General features: G+C 38.0%; 20 protein-coding genes. 1 reads left to right on the forward strand and 19 read right to left on the reverse strand.

What is annotated here, in order from left to right; all coding sequences use genetic code 11:
* Positions 1-227: 227 nt before the first annotated feature.
* The 17 genes from V0410_RS19200 to V0410_RS19280 form a co-directional block, all read right to left on the reverse strand.
* On the reverse strand, positions 228-1,607 hold the full coding sequence (locus V0410_RS19200) for an NADH-quinone oxidoreductase subunit N (RefSeq protein WP_330745268.1): 1,380 nt from the start codon (positions 1,605-1,607) through the stop codon (positions 228-230).
* A 16-nt stretch (positions 1,608-1,623) separates the two neighbouring features.
* Complete coding sequence (locus V0410_RS19205) at positions 1,624-3,117, reverse strand: complex I subunit 4 family protein (RefSeq protein WP_330745269.1); 1,494 nt, start codon at positions 3,115-3,117, stop codon at positions 1,624-1,626.
* Between the two features lie 2 nt (positions 3,118-3,119).
* Positions 3,120-5,033 carry an NADH-quinone oxidoreductase subunit L gene (nuoL, locus tag V0410_RS19210; protein ID WP_227942373.1) on the reverse strand — a complete coding sequence of 638 codons (1,914 nt, stop codon included), beginning with the start codon at positions 5,031-5,033 and terminating at the stop codon, positions 3,120-3,122.
* A gap of 2 nt (positions 5,034-5,035) precedes the next feature.
* Positions 5,036-5,365: an NADH-quinone oxidoreductase subunit NuoK gene (gene nuoK / locus V0410_RS19215; RefSeq protein ID WP_002983557.1), complete on the reverse strand. Its 330-nt coding sequence runs from the start codon at positions 5,363-5,365 to the stop codon at positions 5,036-5,038.
* 4 nt (positions 5,366-5,369) lie between these two features.
* Entirely contained in the window at positions 5,370-5,867 is a 498-nt protein-coding gene (locus V0410_RS19220; RefSeq protein ID WP_202843683.1) for an NADH-quinone oxidoreductase subunit J family protein, read from the reverse strand.
* Complete coding sequence (locus V0410_RS19225) at positions 5,867-6,424, reverse strand: NuoI/complex I 23 kDa subunit family protein (RefSeq protein ID WP_002983553.1); 558 nt, start codon at positions 6,422-6,424, stop codon at positions 5,867-5,869. Before V0410_RS19225 ends, V0410_RS19220 begins: the two co-directional genes overlap by 1 nt.
* Positions 6,425-6,548: 124 nt before the next feature.
* Complete coding sequence (gene nuoH / locus V0410_RS19230; protein ID WP_202843681.1) at positions 6,549-7,613, reverse strand: NADH-quinone oxidoreductase subunit NuoH; 1,065 nt, start codon at positions 7,611-7,613, stop codon at positions 6,549-6,551.
* Between the two features lie 89 nt (positions 7,614-7,702).
* The gene (locus V0410_RS19235) at positions 7,703-8,701 is read right to left on the reverse strand and encodes a 2Fe-2S iron-sulfur cluster-binding protein (RefSeq protein WP_062675587.1); all 999 of its coding nucleotides are present in this window, start codon (positions 8,699-8,701) and stop codon (positions 7,703-7,705) included.
* 41 nt (positions 8,702-8,742) lie between these two features.
* Positions 8,743-9,654 (reverse strand): hypothetical protein, encoded by a 912-nt coding sequence (locus V0410_RS19240; RefSeq protein ID WP_117753116.1) that lies wholly within the window; start codon positions 9,652-9,654, stop codon positions 8,743-8,745.
* A gap of 7 nt (positions 9,655-9,661) precedes the next feature.
* Positions 9,662-11,020, reverse strand: coding sequence for an NADH-quinone oxidoreductase subunit NuoF (gene nuoF, locus V0410_RS19245; protein ID WP_089697000.1), 1,359 nt, complete (start codon positions 11,018-11,020; stop codon positions 9,662-9,664).
* A 102-nt stretch (positions 11,021-11,122) separates the two neighbouring features.
* Positions 11,123-11,632, reverse strand: a complete 510-nt coding sequence (locus V0410_RS19250; RefSeq protein ID WP_062675585.1) for an NADH-quinone oxidoreductase subunit NuoE family protein — start codon at positions 11,630-11,632, stop codon at positions 11,123-11,125.
* Positions 11,633-11,723: 91 nt separating this feature from the next.
* Positions 11,724-12,947 carry an NADH dehydrogenase (quinone) subunit D gene (gene nuoD / locus V0410_RS19255; protein ID WP_065400512.1) on the reverse strand — a complete coding sequence of 408 codons (1,224 nt, stop codon included), beginning with the start codon at positions 12,945-12,947 and terminating at the stop codon, positions 11,724-11,726.
* 75 nt (positions 12,948-13,022) lie between these two features.
* Entirely contained in the window at positions 13,023-13,517 is a 495-nt protein-coding gene (locus V0410_RS19260) for an NADH-quinone oxidoreductase subunit C (protein ID WP_110009632.1), read from the reverse strand.
* A 6-nt stretch (positions 13,518-13,523) separates the two neighbouring features.
* Positions 13,524-14,084, reverse strand: coding sequence for an NADH-quinone oxidoreductase subunit B (locus tag V0410_RS19265; protein ID WP_002983540.1), 561 nt, complete (start codon positions 14,082-14,084; stop codon positions 13,524-13,526).
* 103 nt (positions 14,085-14,187) lie between these two features.
* Positions 14,188-14,559 (reverse strand): NADH-quinone oxidoreductase subunit A, encoded by a 372-nt coding sequence (locus V0410_RS19270; protein ID WP_034693436.1) that lies wholly within the window; start codon positions 14,557-14,559, stop codon positions 14,188-14,190.
* 273 nt (positions 14,560-14,832) lie between these two features.
* A complete protein-coding gene (locus V0410_RS19275) occupies positions 14,833-15,009 on the reverse strand; it encodes a hypothetical protein (protein WP_330745270.1) in 177 nt (58 codons plus the stop codon).
* A 51-nt stretch (positions 15,010-15,060) separates the two neighbouring features.
* Positions 15,061-16,188, reverse strand: a complete 1,128-nt coding sequence (locus V0410_RS19280) for a GNAT family N-acetyltransferase (RefSeq protein WP_330745271.1) — start codon at positions 16,186-16,188, stop codon at positions 15,061-15,063.
* 104 nt (positions 16,189-16,292) lie between these two features.
* Here V0410_RS19280 and V0410_RS19285 point away from each other — a divergent pair, with 104 nt between their 5' ends.
* The gene (locus V0410_RS19285) at positions 16,293-17,003 is read left to right on the forward strand and encodes a zinc metallopeptidase (protein WP_171006330.1); all 711 of its coding nucleotides are present in this window, start codon (positions 16,293-16,295) and stop codon (positions 17,001-17,003) included.
* Here V0410_RS19285 and V0410_RS19290 read toward each other — a convergent pair.
* A complete protein-coding gene (locus V0410_RS19290; protein WP_227942420.1) occupies positions 17,000-17,605 on the reverse strand; it encodes an IMPACT family protein in 606 nt (201 codons plus the stop codon). The genes V0410_RS19285 and V0410_RS19290 overlap by 4 nt on opposite strands.
* Positions 17,606-17,723: 118 nt before the next feature.
* Complete coding sequence (locus V0410_RS19295; RefSeq protein ID WP_330745272.1) at positions 17,724-17,906, reverse strand: bacteriocin-like protein; 183 nt, start codon at positions 17,904-17,906, stop codon at positions 17,724-17,726.
* Positions 17,907-17,913: the final 7 nt, after the last annotated feature.

Consider the following 17,913-nt stretch of genomic DNA (forward strand, 5'->3'; position numbering starts at 1 on the left):
GAATATTGATCGTGTGGAATTTTTATTTTATTGTATATAATTTGCAGGTGCTTTGGGAAACTCTGCAAGGTATTTTATAATTCCTTACTGTTTTTTATATAGACAGAATATAGATTTACTGATAAACAAAAATTGTAACTTTTTTTGGTAAGATATTAATTATTTAAATAAGATAATAAAAAAGCACAACTTCTCAGTTGTGCTTTTTATATTGTAGAGTTCTGATTTTACAATCCGAACATTCTTGCAAATAGATCCGGGAAAACTCCAAGGATGATGATCAGGGCAATAACAATTACTGCAATGATATTGTATGTAAGAGTTACTTTTTCTGATGATTTGAATGTTGATTCTTTAAAGAAGAACATTGCGATAATCAGTCTTAAATAATAAGCAATGGATAGGGCAGAACCTAATACAGCTACCAATACTAAGAAAGCTGCACCGTTCATAGCCTGGGAGAATAAAGCAAATTTCCCCATGAAACCAGCTGTTAACGGAACTCCTGCCATTGAAAGCATAGAGATCGTTGCGGCTGTTGCCAATAAAGGTTCTGTTTTTGCCAATCCTTTGAAGGCTCCGAAAGAAGTTTCTCTTTTTAATTTCTCTACCCAGATCAGGCACATGAAAACTCCTACTGTAGATAAAGAATAAGCAAACAGATAGAAGGCAAGGTTATAAGTAGAAAGGCTTGTCATTCCGAAGAATACCAATCCGATATATCCTGCGTGAGATACTGAAGAGTATGCCAGCATTCTTTTTGCGTTCGTCTGAGCAAGACCCATAACGTTTGCCAAAAGTAATGTAATGATTAAGAATACTCCTAAAACATTAATCCACTCATGAGTTACTCCAGCGAAACCAAGCGTCATCAATCTGAACAGGGCAAAGAATCCTGAGATTTTTACCACGCTCGCCATGAAAGCTGTGATTAATGAAGGAGAACCTGCATATACATCAGGGCTCCACATGTGGAAAGGTGCTAACGCTACTTTGAATGCCAATGCACAAAGAATCAGTAATACTCCTAAGATGAACATTACATTCCCTGAATTAGCTACTCCAAAATCATGAATCTTGTAAAGATCAAAACTTCCTGCACTTCCATAGATGAACGCAATCCCGAACAGTAAGAAACCTGTTGCGAATGCACCCATAAGGAAATATTTAATAGAAGCTTCGTTGGATCTCAGATCAGTTTTATTAGCTCCAGCCATTACATATAATGGAATAGAAAGGATCTCAACTCCTAAGAACATCGTCACCAGGTTCTGGTATCCGAAAAGGATGATCCCTCCACATAATGCGAATAGCATCAATGCATATAATTCTGACTGGTGGCTTCTGTGGTTGCTGAAAGCAAAACCGCCCAGAAAGAATAACAATAAAGTTGTTACGATTGATATTTTAGTGAATAATGCGGTATTGTCACTGTACTCATACATATGCTTGTAATGGTCGAAGAACGAACATTCCGGCATAAAACTTACGTACAATGCGATGATTAATCCCAAAATCCCAATGTATCTTGCGAATTTTCCTTGTTCAAAAACTCCTGAAAATAACGCAATAACTGCCGTTAGGAAAACAATAATTAAAACACTCATTTCTTAAAATATCAAATTAACTTACCATTGATTGGTAGATAAACTTCACCGAACTACTCACCATGTCGATTACCGGTTGTGGGAAAATACCTAGTAAAATCACAAAAACCGCTAAACTTGCCAATACAGAAAATTCTATGCCTGATAAATCTTTTGCTGTACTTAAAACGGCTTCATCTCCTTCTCCAAACATTGCTTTTCCGTAGAATCTTAATAAATACACTGCACAAAGAATTACCGTAAGACCAGCAATTACTGCTGCTGTTCCGTTAAAATCATAAACTGATTTCAACAAAATAAATTCCCCGATGAATCCATTAGTTAATGGAACTCCCATTGAACCTAGTATAATGATCAGGAACAACACCGCAAACTTAGGCGCTACTTTAGCTAAACCACCCATTTGTCTGATGTCTCTTGATTTAAATCTCTTATATAAAATATCACAACAGTAGAATAATCCTACTACGTTGATACCGTGAGCAAATGTCTGTACCAAAGCTCCTTCAGCTCCTTCTACATTGAAAGTTCCTCTTAAAGTAACTACTGCTGAAGCGAAGATCCCTGCTACCATCAATCCTACGTGAGAGAAAGATGAATACGCTATGATTCTCTTCATATCCGTCTGGATAATAGCGATCAAAGCTCCGTGAACAATTCCCACAATAGCAAGAATAATTACGATTTGTCCTGAAATTCCGGCAATCGGAAGTGGAGTGATTGGAAGTAAATAACGCATTACACCGTATACTGCCATCTTCAGCATGATCCCTGATAATAACATGGATCCCTGAGTAGGAGAGTAGGTATACGTGTCAGGCTGCCAGGTATGGAAAGGGAATACCGGTAATTTCACTGCAAAAGCAAAGAAAATAAACCAGAATACCACAGTCTGCTGTACTTCATTCAGCTGAGCATTATATAAATCTGTTAAAGCGAATGATGCAGAGTGGTTGTACACATAGATCAATCCTGCTAACATAAATAATGATCCCACGAATGTATAGACGAAGAATTTCGTAGTGAATTCAAACCTTTTATTCTCTTGTCCCCAAAGTCCGGCAATGAACCAAATTGGAATCAAAGTTACTTCCCAGAAAATGTAGAATAACAATCCGTCTAAAGAAGTGAACACTCCTACAAGACCAAACTGCATCAACAGAATCAGTCCGTAGAATGTATTTCTGTAGTTTACATTTTCATTGAAAGATGATAAAATAATGATTGGAGCCAGAATATTGGTCAGTAATAAAAGAAGCATGCTCATCCCATCGATACCGAAGTGAAGGGAGCTCTTCATAAATTGTGACCATGGATAATTGATCTCATGCTGCAATACGCTGTCTACTGTCGGAGTAAAATCAAAATCCGAAAGCACGTAGAACGTAAGGAGCATTTGTACCAATGCAATTCCAAGCGCCAAATATTTGCTGGAATTATTCTTCCAGGCAAAAACTAATCCCGAACCTACTAGAGGTAATAGTAATAATGTTAATAACAAACAAGACATTATTATTGTAATAAAAAGTTAACAATTAATATAATTCCCACCGCTAAAGACATGATAAGGATATATGTCTCTACATTTCCGTTCTGTACACGCTTCATAGCTTTTCCGCTGTCTTCAGCACCATCACCTACAAAGTTTACAAAACGGTCTAAGATACCCTTATCAAACATTTTTCCTCCGCGTCCTAATCCTTCAACAGTTTTTACAATCAATGCGTTGTAAAGTTCGTCAACGTATAATTTCTTAGCAGAAAGCTTTTCCCATCCAGTGTAACTTTCCTCTGCAACAGCCATCTTTTTCTTACTTACATAAGTATTTCTAACGATGAACCATACAGTGAAGAACATTAATACTGTAGCTGCTAATAAGATCATTTCAGTATTGAAAGGTACTCCTGAAAGAGTAGCTTCCATCTGGCTGTAGCTTTGTTCCGTAAGAACCGGCTTTAACCATTCCATCAGTTTGGCATAATGCCCGTGACCGATGAAGTGTGGCAGGTTGATAAAACCTCCGATTACAGAAAGAATTGCCAATACGATCAATGGTAATGTCATATTAGACGGGCTTTCATGTAAGTGGTGTTTTTGTTCTTCTGTACCTCTGAATTCTCCGTGGAATGTCAGGTAGTATAATCTGAACATATACGTTGCAGTCATTGCCGCTAAAACAAATAAGATTACCCAGTAAACAGGGTTTTTAGCGAAAGCTGCTACTAAAATTTCGTCTTTAGAGATCATCCCCGATAATAAAGGGAAACCTGAGATGGCTAATGTTCCGATAAGGAATGTAGCGTGCGTAAGAGGAATATATTTTTTAAGACCTCCCATGAAACGCATATCCTGTTCGTTGCTCATCGCGTGGATTACAGAACCTGCACCTAAGAATAATAACGCTTTAAAGAATGCGTGTGTCATTACGTGGAACATTGCTGTTGTATAGGCACCAAGACCTAAAGCGATGAACATAAATCCAAGCTGTGAAACTGTAGAATAAGCCAACACTTTTTTGATATCGTTTTGACGTAGTGCATAGAACCCTGCCAAAGCAGCAGTTAAGAACCCGATGAATAAAATTCCTCCCTGTACAGTTGGTGCTAAAGTAAATAAGAAATTGGATCTTACTACCAAATAGATACCTGCTGTTACCATCGTTGCCGCGTGGATCAACGCTGATACAGGAGTTGGTCCCGCCATCGCATCCGGTAACCATGTATATAATGGAACCTGAGCCGATTTACCGGTAGCACCGATGAATAAACTCGCTGTGATAAAGATAATCACTGTTCCGTCTAATTCAAATTTTGAAGCGTTTTCTGCTACAGAAAGATAATCTACAGCATTGGTTTGAGAAGCGATCATGAAGATACCGATCAATAACGCAAGGTCACCAATTCTGTTCATGATGAAAGCTTTTCTTGCTGCTTTACCATATTCTTCGTTGGTATACCAGAATCCGATCAACAGATAAGAACAAAGACCTACACCTTCCCATCCAATAAACAGGATAAGGTAGTTGCTTCCCATTACTAAAAGTAACATCGAGAAGATGAAAAGATTCAGGTAAGTAAAAAACTTGTAGAATCCTTTATCATGACTCATATATCCGATAGAGTATAAGTGGATCAGTGAACCGATACCCGTAATGATCATCACCATCATTAAAGAAAGCTGATCAATCTGGAATCCAAAATTAATCTGAACTCCATTTACTCTAAACCATTCAAAAGCTTTTACAATGACAGGCTGGCTTTCAGAATTGAAATTCATGAAAAGGCTTACTGCAATACAGAAAGATCCGAAAACTACAGCAGTAGCCAGAGATCCTACCAATATTTTTGGAAGATTTTTTCCGAACAGCCCGTTAATAAGAAACCCTAAAAGTGGTAAAAGTACTATTGCATATACTAGATTCTCCATTCTTATCCTCTTAATTTATTAAATATACTCACATCTACAGAACGGGTGTTTCTATATAGCATAGCAATAATTGCCAGACCTACTGCTACTTCAGCCGCTGCTACCACCATAATGAAGAAAACTAAAAGTTGTCCGTCGCCGTTGCCTTTATACGCTGAAAAAGCTGCCAATAAAAGGTTTACAGAATTCAGCATAAGCTCTACACAGCCCAGAATCACAATAGCATTTTTTCTAAGCAATACTCCCATTACTCCCAGACAGAATAATACTGATGAAAGAATGATGAAGTAGTCCAAAGGGATGCTTTGTATAAATGTATTTACTTCTCCCATAATTTTATAAATCTTTTTTACCGATTAATACCGCGCCTACAATACCTGCCAGAATTAGGATGGAAGCAAGCTCAAACGGTAAAACATATTCATTAAACAAAAGTCTACCCAGATTTTTGGTAAGACCAACCCCTCTGTCTACATTTTCAACAACAATGTGGTGGTCCTGAATTCCTCTGAATACTCCTAAAACTCCAATTAATAAAAGACATGCAGTAAAAACTCCAACAAATTTTAAAGTATTGTTCTTCTTACTTTCGTCTTGTTTATTAAGGTTAAGCATCATTAAGATGTAAAGGAAAAGGACCATGATGGCACCTGCGTAAACAATAATCTGGATAATTGCAAGGAACTGTGCATTGAGAAGAATGTACATTCCGGCAATTGAAAACATCGTAACAATTAATGACAAAATAGCATAAAGAGGATTTCTTGCAAATACAAAGTAAACTGCACTTGCCACAGCTAAAAACGCCACCAAGAAAAATAAAAACTGATCCATTATTTTACCGCATTTTTTTGTTTCTCGGATTGTCTTGTGGTGATATCAATCCTTTCATTTATTTTTTCAACTAGTTTATCTTTTCCGTAAATGAAAGAACCTCTGTTGGTTTCTACGTCTACCAATCTGTCAGTAAGATAGATGGCAGATTTAGGACAAGCTTCTTCACACATACCGCAGAAAATACATCTTAGCATATTGATTTCATATACTGAAGCGTATTTCTCTTCTCTGTAAAGATGTTTTTCCTCTTTAGTTCTTTCAGCAGCAGTCATTGTAATGGCTTCTGCAGGACAAGCTACCGCACAAAGTCCGCAAGCTGTACATCTTTCTCTGCCTTCTTCGTCTCTTTTCAAAACGTGCTGGCCTCTCCAGATGGTGGTTCTTGGCTTCTGTACTTCCGGATACGAATATACTGCGGGAGCACCCTTTATCACGGTTCTTACAGCATGCTTAAATGTAATCCCCATCCCTGTAAAGATGGCAGGAAGGTAGATTTTTTCAGCAAGGGTCATTTCTTTATTGGAAACAACTTTTGATCTGTTTGTAAGTTTCATTTAATTATAGATATTAGATGTTAGACACCAGATTTTAGACTAATCTTGTCTGTTATCTTAATTTTTAATATTCAATATTTACACAAACCTAACAGGTTTCAAAAACCTGTTAGGTTTAGATAATTTAATTTCCAAACGCTAAAATTACAGCACCTGTAATTAATAGGTTTACCAATGCCATCGGGATTAATGTTTTCCATCCTAAGTGCATTAACTGGTCATATCTGAATCTTGGAAGTGTCCATCTGATCCACATGAAGATCAGAATTCCGATTACTGTTTTTGTAAGGAATGCTACGATACTTAAGATCCCTGCAGCATTTTCTCCCCAGTTCTGAGTTACCCATTCAATACCAGGATAGTTATAACCTCCGAAGAAAAGAACTACCATGAATGCATTGGAAATAAACATGTTCACGTATTCTCCGAACATATATAATCCTAATTTCATGGAAGAGTATTCTGTAGAGTATCCTGTTACCAATTCAGATTCACACTCAGGTAAATCGAACGGGTGTCTGTTGGTTTCTGCCAAAGCAGCTACAAAGAAAACAAGGAATGCAATCGGCTGGTAGAAAATATTCCAGTTCAATCCTGAAACCCATGGAATAACGCCCCATAATTTTCCGGTAGTCTGACTTTCAGTGATTTCTTTTAAATCCAAACTTCCAGACATCATAATGATAGAAAGAAGCGCTAATCCCATTGCCAATTCATAAGAAATCATCTGAGAAGAAGCACGGATAGCACCTAGTAATGAATATTTGTTGTTCGAAGCCCAACCTCCGATCATAATTCCGTAAACCCCGATGGAAGCCATACCGATGATGAAAAGCACACCAACATCGATGTTTGCTACCTGAAGATCAAAAGAAGTACCTGCAATATTTAAACTTTTACCCCAAGGAATCACAGCTCCTGTGATCAATGAAATAAACATTACCAGCGCTGGTCCTAATACGAAAAGGAATTTTTCTGCATTGGCAGGCGTAAAGTCTTCTTTGAAGAAAAACTTTCCACCGTCAGCAAGAGGCTGCAGCAATCCGAAAGGTCCGGCTCTGTTGGGACCAATTCTATCCTGCATAATAGAGGCAACTTTTCTTTCTGCCCAGGTAGAGTAGGCTGCAATCGTAAGTGACAGCAGAAAAAGTGCTAGTACAAGTATAAGTTTAAATGTAAGTAAATCCATTTTTATTTAGATATTAAGATGTCAGATGCTAGATGTCAGATTTAATTTGCTGTCTGAAGTCTGGTATCTGAAATCTGATGTCTTATTAATTATTTTTCGTCTTTTTCACTGATTTCTTTAGCCATCGGATTATCTAAAACTCTTAGCTCATCTTTAGGCTTTTCGTAGTGGTTCAATGAAATTACAGAATGTCTGTCGATATGTCTAGGACCTTCGATATTCCAGTCTGATAAAGATTTTCTTTCGAAACGGCATGTATCACAGATGAATTCTTCTACTTCACCCCACTGGTCTTTTCTGGCAGTAACTCTCACAATTTCGTCACCTTTCATCCATACTACAGCTTTTCCTGAACATTTATCACATTTGCATGAAGCGTTCATTGGTTTTGTAAACCATACTCTGCTTGCAAAACGGGCTGTTCTGTCTGTTAATGCTCCTACAGGACAAACATCGATAACGTTTCCGATGAAGTCATTGTCTAAAGCTTTATTTAAATAAGTTGAAATTTCAGCGTGATCTCCTCTGAAAAGGATACCGTGTTCTCTTGTTTCTGTAAGCTGGTTGGCTGTCAGTACGCATCTTGCGCAAAGAATACAACGGTTCATATTTAATTTGATGTTCGGTCCAAGATCATCAGCTTCGTAAGTATTTCTTTCGAATTCTGTTCTTGTATTTTCAACACCATGCTCATATCCTAAGTCCTGAAGATGACATTCTCCTGCCTGGTCACAGATAGGGCAGTCCAGCGGGTGATTTACCAATAGGAATTCGGTAACGGCTTTTCTTCCTTCCTGAGCTTTCTCAGAAGTAAGATTTTTTACTTCCATACCGTCCATTACATTAGTTCTGCAGCTTGCTACTAATTTTGGCATAGGACGAGGATCTGCTTCAGATCCCTTAGAAACTTCTACAAGACAAGTTCTACATCTCCCTCCACTGGTTTCCAACTTGCTGTAGTAGCACATTGCAGGAGGTACAGATTTACCACCAATTTGTCTTGCAGCTTCCAGAATAGAAGTACCAGGCAAAACTTCGGTAGTTTGTCCGTCTATAGTTATTTTGAATTTTTTAACTTCTTCGCTCATATGATATGCTTTAAGCTTTATGCGTTAAGCAATAGGCTTTGTTATTTATATTTCTTTGTATTAAATGTATATCCAATTCCTCCAAGGACCTGTCCGAAAACAAAGTCCTGGCGTGCTTTGTCCGGTTTGTTATTTAATGTAGTTTTAATATCCCACATATTGATATAACCGGCTTTTCCTTCTAATCTCAGCATCCAGTTTTTCCAGAATACAAGGTTAAGACTGGATCTGATATCGGTTCCCATCCCTGCAACGTGGAAACGGTCACTTCTTTCGTTACCAAAAAGTTTTACATTACTTTTCGGAAACATAAATCCGATTCCGGCTCCATAAGACCATACTAAATCTATATTTTTCTTATGAACAAGATTTTTGTATTTCTCAAGACCTAAGTTTTCATAATTAAGCCCGTCTGTATGTTCGAAAGTAAGGAACTTCTCATCTGCAAGATTAACCTGCCCGTTCTGAACCATTGCTGCATACTCAGGATCTGAAATATGACCTTTGAAACCTACAGTCTGGTTCTGATCCATTACATATTTCATATGGTCTATCCCTAATACCAATGCTAAATTGTCTTTAATAAAATATCCTATTCTGAAATTATACTGTGTTACAGTAAACCAGCTTGGATCAAAATAGACAATTCCAAATTTTGTAGGCCTGTCCTGTGCCTTTACATTATTCAGCTGAAAATCGTATCCGTTTCCGGTAAAGTGAATGTCAGAATTGCTGTAAGCTGCTCTGTTCCAACCATAAAATACGAAAACCTGACCTTTTTTGCTCAATGGTAAAGGTTTTTCCTTTCTCTCAGCTTTAATCTGCTCTTTCTCACTTACTAAATATGACAAATCCTCTTCAACAGATCTGTTATAATTTGCAGTATCAGTTTTTTTATTCTGTGCAAATACAAAATTCGACATCATTAAGCCGACCACCAATAATTTTTTCATCTTTTACTTATGCGTTCTTTTCAACAGCCGGGATAGGGTCAGCATAATGTGCCAATCCATAATTTTGTGTCTGAGACAACTCTGGGTTTTTTACGTGCCACTCAAATTCATCTCTGAAGTGACGGATCGCTGCTGCAACCGGCCAAGCTGCGGCATCACCCAACGGACAAATCGTATTTCCTTCGATTTTTCTCTGGATATCCCAAAGCAGATCGATATCTTCCATTTTTCCTTCTCCTTTCTCGATTTTCTTTAAAATCTTGTACATCCATCCCGTTCCTTCACGGCAAGGCGTACATTGTCCGCAGCTTTCGTGATTGTAGAATCTTGCCAATGTCATGGTATGTTCTACAATACACTGGTCTTCATCCAAAACGATGAAACCTCCTGAACCCATCATGGTTCCGGTAGCAAAACCACCATCTGCCAATGATTCATAGTTCATATATCTTGGCTCTCCGTTCACGGTTCTTAACAATAAGTTAGCCGGAACAATCGGAACAGAACTTCCTCCAGGAATACAAGCCTTTAATTTTTTACCATCTTTAATACCACCGCAATATTCATCAGAATAGATGAATTCCTCTACAGTGATCGTCATATCGATTTCGTATACACCCGGTTTGTTGATGTTTCCACAAGCAGAAATCAATTTCGTACCTGTAGATCTTCCCACCCCGATTTTAGCATATTCAGCACCTGTAATATCAATGATCGGAACCACTGCCGCAATAGACTCAACGTTGTTTACCACCGTTGGTCTCTCCCAAAGGCCTTTTACAGCCGGGAATGGCGGTTTTAATCTTGGGTTACCTCTTTTTCCTTCAAGGGATTCAAGCAATGCAGTTTCTTCACCACAAATGTATGCTCCACCACCTCTCTGTACGTAGATTTCAAGATCGAAACCGGTTCCTAAAATATTTTTACCTAAAAATCCTGCTGCTTTAGCTTCTTCAATAGCTTCTTCAAGGATATCCGGAATCCACGAATATTCTCCACGGATGTAGATATAAGAAGTATTGGAACCTAAACAGTAAGAAGAAATCAGCATTCCCTCGATCAATAAATGAGGAAGGAACTCCATCAGATATCTGTCCTTGAACGTTCCGGGTTCAGATTCATCCGCATTCACAACAAGGTGTCTTGGAACACCTTCAGGCTTTGCCAGAAAGCTCCATTTCATTCCTGTTGGGAATCCAGCTCCACCACGACCTCTTAATCCTGAAGCTTTTACTTCTTCAAGAATTTCGTCAGGAGTCATTTTCAAGGCTTTTTCAGCGGCTGTGTAACCTCCCTGTTTACGGTAAGTTTCAAAGTAGCGAATACCTTCTATATGTGCGTCTTTAAGTAAAAGTTTTTTACTCATTGTTATTTGCTTATTGCAATAGGCTTTTGGCTTCTTGCATTAATTATGATTAAACGTTAAGTGAATAATTTAAAATCTAAAATCTAGAATTTAAAATTTCTATTAGTCTAAAGCAACTTGTCCTTGTCTGCAAAGATCAAGGATTTCATCTACTTTTTCTATCGTTAAATTTTCATGAAAGAATTTTCCTAGCTGCATCATAGGTGCATATCCGCATGCTCCAAGACATTCAGCAGGCTTTAAAGTGAACATACCGTCTTCAGTAGTTTCCCCATCCTTAATGTTCAGTTTGGTTCTGATATGATCAAGGATTTTTTCGCTTCCACAAACCATACAAGGTCCTGTTCTGCAAACTTCCAATACATATTTACCTACCGGCTTCATATTAAACATGGTATAGAAAGTAGCCACTTCATATACTTCGATCGGTTGGATACTTAATAGTCCGGCAACATAATCCATCACAGGAACATCTAACCATCCTCCGAATTCTTTTTGTGCCAGGTGAAGTACAGGAAGAAGAGCAGATTTCTGTCTTCCTTCAGGATATCTTGCGATAATTTTGTGTACCTGTGCTAAACTTTCCGGTTTAAAAGCTATTGTTTCGCTCATTTTTGAAATTTTAGATTTTAGATTTTAAATTCTAAATGAATAACGGTCTAAAATCAATTTATAATTTATAATTCAAAATTTATAATTCCAGTTATGCGTCTAATTCTCCCGCAATAATATTCATACTACACATCGTTACAATGGCATCTGAAATTACAGAACCTGTAATCATTTCAGGGTAGGCCTGATAGTAGATGAAGCATGGTCTTCTGAAGTGAAGTCTGTAAGGGCTTCTTCCTCCGTCACTCACAAGATAGAAACCTAATTCTCCGTTTCCACCTTCCACAGCATGGTAAACTTCTCCTTTCGGTACATCAGTTTCTCCCATTACAATTTTGAAATGGTAGATTAATGCTTCCATTTTCTGATATACATCGGCCTTTTCAGGAAGATAGAAATCAGGAACATCCGCATGGAATGGTCCTTCCGGAAGATTTTCGTATGCTTGTTTGATAATTTTGATTGATTCCCAGATTTCCTGCTGACGAACCATGAAACGGTCGTAAGTGTCTCCTGAAGTTCCAACAGGAATAATGAAGTCGAAATCCTGGTATGAGGAATAAGGCTGTGCAACTCTTACATCGTAATCTACCCCTGCCGCACGTAAGTTCGGACCTGTAAAACCATAGCTTAATGCTCTTTCGGCAGAAATAGCTCCTGTACCGATGGTTCTGTCCATGAAAATCCTGTTTCTTTCTAATAAAGTACAGAATTCTTTGAATCTTGGCGGGAATGTTTTTAAGAAATCCTTGATCAGCTCATGGAATTTAGGAGTGAAATCTCTTTCAAAACCTCCGATTCTTCCCATATTGGTAGTCATTCTGGCTCCGCAGATCTGTTCGTACATATCATAAATACGTTCTCTTTCGATGAACATATAAGTAAGACCTGTAATAGCTCCTGAGTCCATCCCGGTTACCCCGTTACAGATCAGGTGGTCACCGATTCTCGCAAGCTCCATCAGGATAACACGCATATAGTCTACACGTTTTGGAACTTCTACGCCAATCAGTTTTTCTACTGTCATGTGCCAGCCTAAGTTATTGATCGGTGCAGAACAGTAATTCATACGGTCCGTAAGGGTCGTGATCTGAGAATAGTTTCTTCTTTCGGAAATCTTCTCAAATGCTCTGTGGATATATCCTACAGTTTGCTCAGCATGAAGGATTCTTTCTCCGTCCATCGTTAAGATATTCTGGAAAATCCCGTGAGTAGCAGGGTGGGTAGGTCCCAGATTCAGGGTATACAATTGTCCGTCAATCTGTTCCTTACTTTCGTACTGGTTTAGTATATTAGATAATGAGTTATCTTTCATAATTGAAATGCTTTAGGCTATAGGCTCTAGGCTTTAAGCTTATTGCTTGCTGCTTACTGCTTATTGCATTATTTTTTATCTTCCGAACATGCTATCGTTCTTGTCGGTTCTTGTACCGTCTTCAAGGCGATATTCCTTCAACATTGGGTGGTATCCCAGGTCTTCCATATTCAGGATAGGTCTCAGATCCGGGTGTCCTTTAAATTTAATCCCATAAAAATCAAACGTTTCTCTTTCCATCCAGTTAGCTCCTACATACAGATCCACAAGAGAGTCTACTTCAATATTTTCTCTGGACATGAAGATTTTCAGACGTAATCTGAAATTGGCCATCATATTATGCAAATGGTATACAACGCCAATTTCCTTTTCAGGGAATTCAGGATAGTGAATACCGCAGATATCCGTAAGGAAATTAAATTCCAGAGATGAATCTTTAAGATAATGAATGATTTTCTTAATATCTTCTTTCTTCACTTCAATCGTCAGCATCCCATAAGGTTCTGAACTTGAAATAACAGATTCCGGAAATTCTCTTGTGATTGCTTCTAATACAAATTCGTTTGTCATTTCCGTTTAGTTGCTTATGTTGTAAGAATCTAATAATTTCTGATATTCAGGCATGTCTCTTCTTCTGATGCTTTCGCTTTCTGCAAGAGCCTGTACCTGCATTACACCTTCAATGATCTGCTCAGGTCTTGGAGGGCATCCCGGAACGTAAACGTCTACCGGAATAATTTTATCAATTCCCTGAAGCACAGAATACGTATCAAAAATACCACCGCTGGAAGCACAAGCTCCAACTGCTACCACCCATTTTGGCTCAGCCATCTGAGTGTACACTTCTTTCAGGACAGGTCCCAATTTCTTTGATATAGTTCCGCAAACCATCAGCATATCTGCCTGTCTTGGAGAGAAAGAGTTTCTTTCCATACCAAATCTTGAAGCATCATATGTCGGGTTCAGGGTAGCCATAAACTCGATACCACAACAAGAGGTTGCAAATGGTAACGGCCAAAGTGAAAACTTTCTTGCCATCCCGATTACACTGCTCAGTTTTGTTGCGAAAAACCCTTCTCCTTCATAGCCTTCGGGAGCAGGTGCATCTGTTCTTATTACTGGTTTTTTATCTGACATCTTGTAGATGATTTTAGATTTTAAATTTTAGATTTTAAATTAATTCTTAATGGCATAACTTAAAATCACCATCTAAAATGTTTAATTAAAATTTATAATTACTTTATTTATCCCAATCCAGCGCACCGCGTTTCCAGACATAGAAAAACGCTACGAAGAATATCGCAACGAATGTAAGTACGGCAAGGAATCCTTCCATACCGAATTCTCTGAAGTTGACAGCATAAGGATAAAAGAATACGATTTCAATATCGAATAGTACGAACAATACCGCAGTCAGGAAGTACTTGATAGAAAACGGTGTTCTGGCGTTTCCTTCTACAGGAACCCCACATTCCCAGCTTTGGTTTTTTACAGAGTTTCCTTTTTTCTGCTGTGGCCCCAAGAAATGTGCCCCAAGCAAAGAAACCGCTACAAATCCTACTGCTACACCAGCCTGGATAAGGATTGGAATATAACTTTCAGGTAAATTCATTTTTGCATTATTATCTCAATTTGCAAATTTAGCGAATAAACAAGAAAGCATGAAATTTATCAGCTTAAAAGTAGGATGAAAATGAGTTAAACCGGTAATTTAGAATCAATAAAAATTAGCTTTTTATGATTATTTTTTTGGTGTGTTTTTCCCCATTTTTTGTAGTAACTGTGGAAAGACGGACTCTCTTTCCCTGCATTTGGAATATTTTGAATTCATTTAATACCGGAAAGAGCTTACATGACAAACCAGTGCTGTTGCTGTTTTATGGTCTTATTTCTTCATTTTTTTCAGAAGAGTATAAGCCATAAAAGAAATGTAACCAAAAAGAATACTCGCAAAAAGAATATTGATTACGGTGTTTGTTTTGTCATCCGGTGACTGAAATAAAAAATTGTAAATAATAAATCCGGCAATTAAAATAGCAAATATGATAAGCTGTGGTTTCATAAAATTCAAAGTTTAGGTGATAAATTTACATCGTACAAAATACGGTATCAATTATTTGATTTCCATTGAATAGGTTCTTCTTCTTTTATGATTCACCGGATCGTAATCCTGCCATAGCAGCTGAATGCTTTTGTTTTCTTCCAGCTCCGGATTGGTTTCAAGGTATTTTACTCCCTTTTTTCTGAAAATATCCCAGATTTCTTTGAAAATAATGGAAGTGACCCCTCTTCTCTGATAATCAGGGTGAATACCGATCAGGTAAAAATTGGCTCTGTCATTTTTCTTTCCTGCCTGTAAAAAATGCCACCAGCCGAATGGAAGTAGTTTTCCGCCGGACTTCTGCAGCGCCTTGGAATAAGAAGGCATTGTAATGGCGAATGAGATCAGATTATTCTGTTCATCAGCAATACAAACAATGAAATCTTTATCAATAAGTTTGAAATATTTCTCTTTGTAGGTTTTGCGCTGTTCATCCGAAATCGGAGTGTAAGTAGAAAGATGTTTATAAGTCTCATCCAGAAGATCAAACATAGGATCCACATACTGAATAATCTCTTCTTTCGTTTTGAATTTTAAAACTTTCAGTTTGTACTTTTCAGAAATAAGCTGATTAAATTTATGAATTTTATCCGGTAACGTTTCAGGGAAAATGATTTCAAATTCTACCCATTCTTTTTCTTTGGTTAAACCCAGGTTTTCAAGATGCTGAGGATAATACGCATGGTTGTAAATTCCAATCATGGTCGCAAGCTGGTCGAAACCTTTTACCAGCATCCCGGCTTTGTCAAGATTGGTGAAGCCCATAGGCCCTTCAATTTTGTCAATACTTTTTTCTTTAGCGTAATCAACTGCTTTTTGAATCAATGCTTTTGAAACTTCAGCATCATCAATAAAGTCGATCCATCCGAAACGAACTTTTTTAATTCCTAATTCTCTCTCTTCCTTATGATTAATCAGAACGGCAATTCTTCCAACGATCTTATCATTTTTATAAGCCAGATATTGTTTTGCCTCAGAATATTGAAGCGCAGGATTTTCATCAGCATTCCAGATGTTGATTTCGTCATTGATAAAAGACGGAACATAGTAGGGATTGTTTTTATACAAATCCATCGGGAACTTTACGAATTGCTTGAGCTGACCCGCTGTTTTTACTTCAATAATTGAAACTGTAGACATGTTTTTTGAGAGGAATTAAAGGACAAATATAAATAATAATATCGTATACTTTGGCACAGTTTTTATTTGATTATGGGTAAAATTAAACACAAAATTTATATAAAATGGTGGGTTATTATATCATTATTGGTATTTCAATGTTGGTGAGCTGGTGGGTTTCGTCCAGATTGAAATCGAAATTTGAATATTATTCCAATGTACACCTTCGAAATGGCCTTTCAGGCAAAGAAGTAGCGGAAAAGATGTTGAGAGATAACGGGATAAATGATGTTCAGGTAATATCAGTACCCGGACAGTTGACGGACCACTATAATCCGGCAGATAAAACAGTGAACCTTTCGGAAGGAGTTTATATGCAGAGAAATGCAGCGGCAGCGGCAGTAGCAGCTCACGAGTGCGGACATGCAGTGCAGCATGCGGTAGGATATTCTATGCTGAATTTACGTTCAAAGCTGGTTCCTATTGTAAATATAAGTTCTAATCTGATGCAGTTTGTCCTTATTGCGGGTATCGCAGTAATGGCGGCATCGAGAACAATTGAAAATCCAAATGGAAATACAACTGTTCTTGCCATCGGAGTAGCAATGTTTGCGATGACCACTCTTTTTGCTTTTGTAACGCTTCCCGTGGAATACGATGCGAGTAACAGAGCGATGAAGTGGCTTAAAGATACGGGAACGGTAACTGCAGAAGAATTTGTTGGAGTACAGGACAGCCTGAAATGGGCCGCAAGAACTTATGTGGTGGCAGCCTTAGGCTCTCTGGCACAACTTCTTTACTGGGCATCTTTGCTTCTTGGTGGAAGGAGGGATTAGTCATTAAATTCAAATGAAACATATTGCATCTCGGAAAGCTTTTCTGAGATGCTTTCTTTTTGTGCCAGTTTCAGTGAGGCGGTAAGAATACAGTTTTCATTCGCATCGAAGTTCAAAACTTTAGCATCAAATTTTGAAAGCAGGGTGAAAATCGTGTTCTGCTGATTGAAGTTGAACCTGATCTCTACTTCTGTTTCCAGTTCTCTGGTAATGATGCTGGCTTCTTCCAATGTGATCTTTGCCGATTCTTTATAGGTTTTTACCAATCCTGAAACCCCTAATTTGGTTCCCCCGTAATAACGGACAACAATGACAAGCACATTCGTGATTTCATTAGCCAGAAGCTGGTTGTAGATTGGCAAACCTGCACTTCCGGAAGGCTCACCATCATCATTGGCACGGTAATTTTCACCATTTAATCCCATTCTGAAGGCATAGCAGTGATGAGTAGCTTTCGGATGTTCTTCTCTGATTTTTTCCAGCGCACTCTTTAATTCTTTTTCATTGGTTACCGGGAAAGCAAATCCGATGAACTTGCTCCCTTTTTCTTTTAAAAGAGTATTTTCTATGGGTTTTTCTATGGTTTTGTATTCAAACGTCATTGGAGGTTCCTGCTTTGTTTATGCAAAAATATTAAATGCTTTACGATTCTGCACCATGATCATAAATTAAGCCGTCAAATCTTGACGGCTTATCTGTTTTTTGATCTGAAATTATATCTTACATTCCATCTCCGCAAAGATCCATCGGAATCAGGCACATATAACTTGTTGGGCCGCAAAAATCCTGAGGACATTTATCTCTGCATGTGGTAGGCTGTCCGGTGGGCAGGATACATGTTACAAAAGCTCCTCCCTGGATTGTTTTTAAACCGGTTCTTGATACTTTTTTCAAATTTTTCATGGTCGTT

This window comes from Chryseobacterium sp. CP-77, from assembly GCF_036362765.1.
Taxonomy (GTDB): Bacteria; Bacteroidota; Bacteroidia; order Flavobacteriales; family Weeksellaceae; genus Chryseobacterium; species Chryseobacterium cupriresistens.

Excerpts from the sequence above, each read along its gene's own strand:
- V0410_RS19200 (WP_330745268.1), bottom strand. The coding sequence starts at position 1,607 with ATGAGTGTTTTAATTATTGTTTTCCTAACGGCAGTTATTGCGTTATTT.
- V0410_RS19205 (WP_330745269.1), bottom strand. The coding sequence starts at position 3,117 with ATGTCTTGTTTGTTATTAACATTATTACTATTACCTCTAGTAGGTTCG.
- nuoL (WP_227942373.1), bottom strand. The coding sequence starts at position 5,033 with ATGGAGAATCTAGTATATGCAATAGTACTTTTACCACTTTTAGGGTTT.
- nuoK (WP_002983557.1), bottom strand. The coding sequence starts at position 5,365 with ATGGGAGAAGTAAATACATTTATACAAAGCATCCCTTTGGACTACTTC.
- V0410_RS19220 (WP_202843683.1), bottom strand. The coding sequence starts at position 5,867 with ATGGATCAGTTTTTATTTTTCTTGGTGGCGTTTTTAGCTGTGGCAAGT.
- V0410_RS19225 (WP_002983553.1), bottom strand. The coding sequence starts at position 6,424 with ATGAAACTTACAAACAGATCAAAAGTTGTTTCCAATAAAGAAATGACC.
- nuoH (WP_202843681.1), bottom strand. The coding sequence starts at position 7,613 with ATGGATTTACTTACATTTAAACTTATACTTGTACTAGCACTTTTTCTG.
- V0410_RS19235 (WP_062675587.1), bottom strand. The coding sequence starts at position 8,701 with ATGAGCGAAGAAGTTAAAAAATTCAAAATAACTATAGACGGACAAACT.
- V0410_RS19240 (WP_117753116.1), bottom strand. The coding sequence starts at position 9,654 with ATGAAAAAATTATTGGTGGTCGGCTTAATGATGTCGAATTTTGTATTT.
- nuoF (WP_089697000.1), bottom strand. The coding sequence starts at position 11,020 with ATGAGTAAAAAACTTTTACTTAAAGACGCACATATAGAAGGTATTCGC.
- V0410_RS19250 (WP_062675585.1), bottom strand. The coding sequence starts at position 11,632 with ATGAGCGAAACAATAGCTTTTAAACCGGAAAGTTTAGCACAGGTACAC.
- nuoD (WP_065400512.1), bottom strand. The coding sequence starts at position 12,947 with ATGAAAGATAACTCATTATCTAATATACTAAACCAGTACGAAAGTAAG.
- V0410_RS19260 (WP_110009632.1), bottom strand. The coding sequence starts at position 13,517 with ATGACAAACGAATTTGTATTAGAAGCAATCACAAGAGAATTTCCGGAA.
- V0410_RS19265 (WP_002983540.1), bottom strand. The coding sequence starts at position 14,084 with ATGTCAGATAAAAAACCAGTAATAAGAACAGATGCACCTGCTCCCGAA.
- V0410_RS19270 (WP_034693436.1), bottom strand. The coding sequence starts at position 14,559 with ATGAATTTACCTGAAAGTTATATTCCAATCCTTATCCAGGCTGGTGTA.
- V0410_RS19275 (WP_330745270.1), bottom strand. The coding sequence starts at position 15,009 with ATGAAACCACAGCTTATCATATTTGCTATTTTAATTGCCGGATTTATT.
- V0410_RS19280 (WP_330745271.1), bottom strand. The coding sequence starts at position 16,188 with ATGTCTACAGTTTCAATTATTGAAGTAAAAACAGCGGGTCAGCTCAAG.
- V0410_RS19285 (WP_171006330.1), top strand. The coding sequence starts at position 16,293 with ATGGTGGGTTATTATATCATTATTGGTATTTCAATGTTGGTGAGCTGG.
- V0410_RS19290 (WP_227942420.1), bottom strand. The coding sequence starts at position 17,605 with ATGACGTTTGAATACAAAACCATAGAAAAACCCATAGAAAATACTCTT.
- V0410_RS19295 (WP_330745272.1), bottom strand. The coding sequence starts at position 17,906 with ATGAAAAATTTGAAAAAAGTATCAAGAACCGGTTTAAAAACAATCCAG.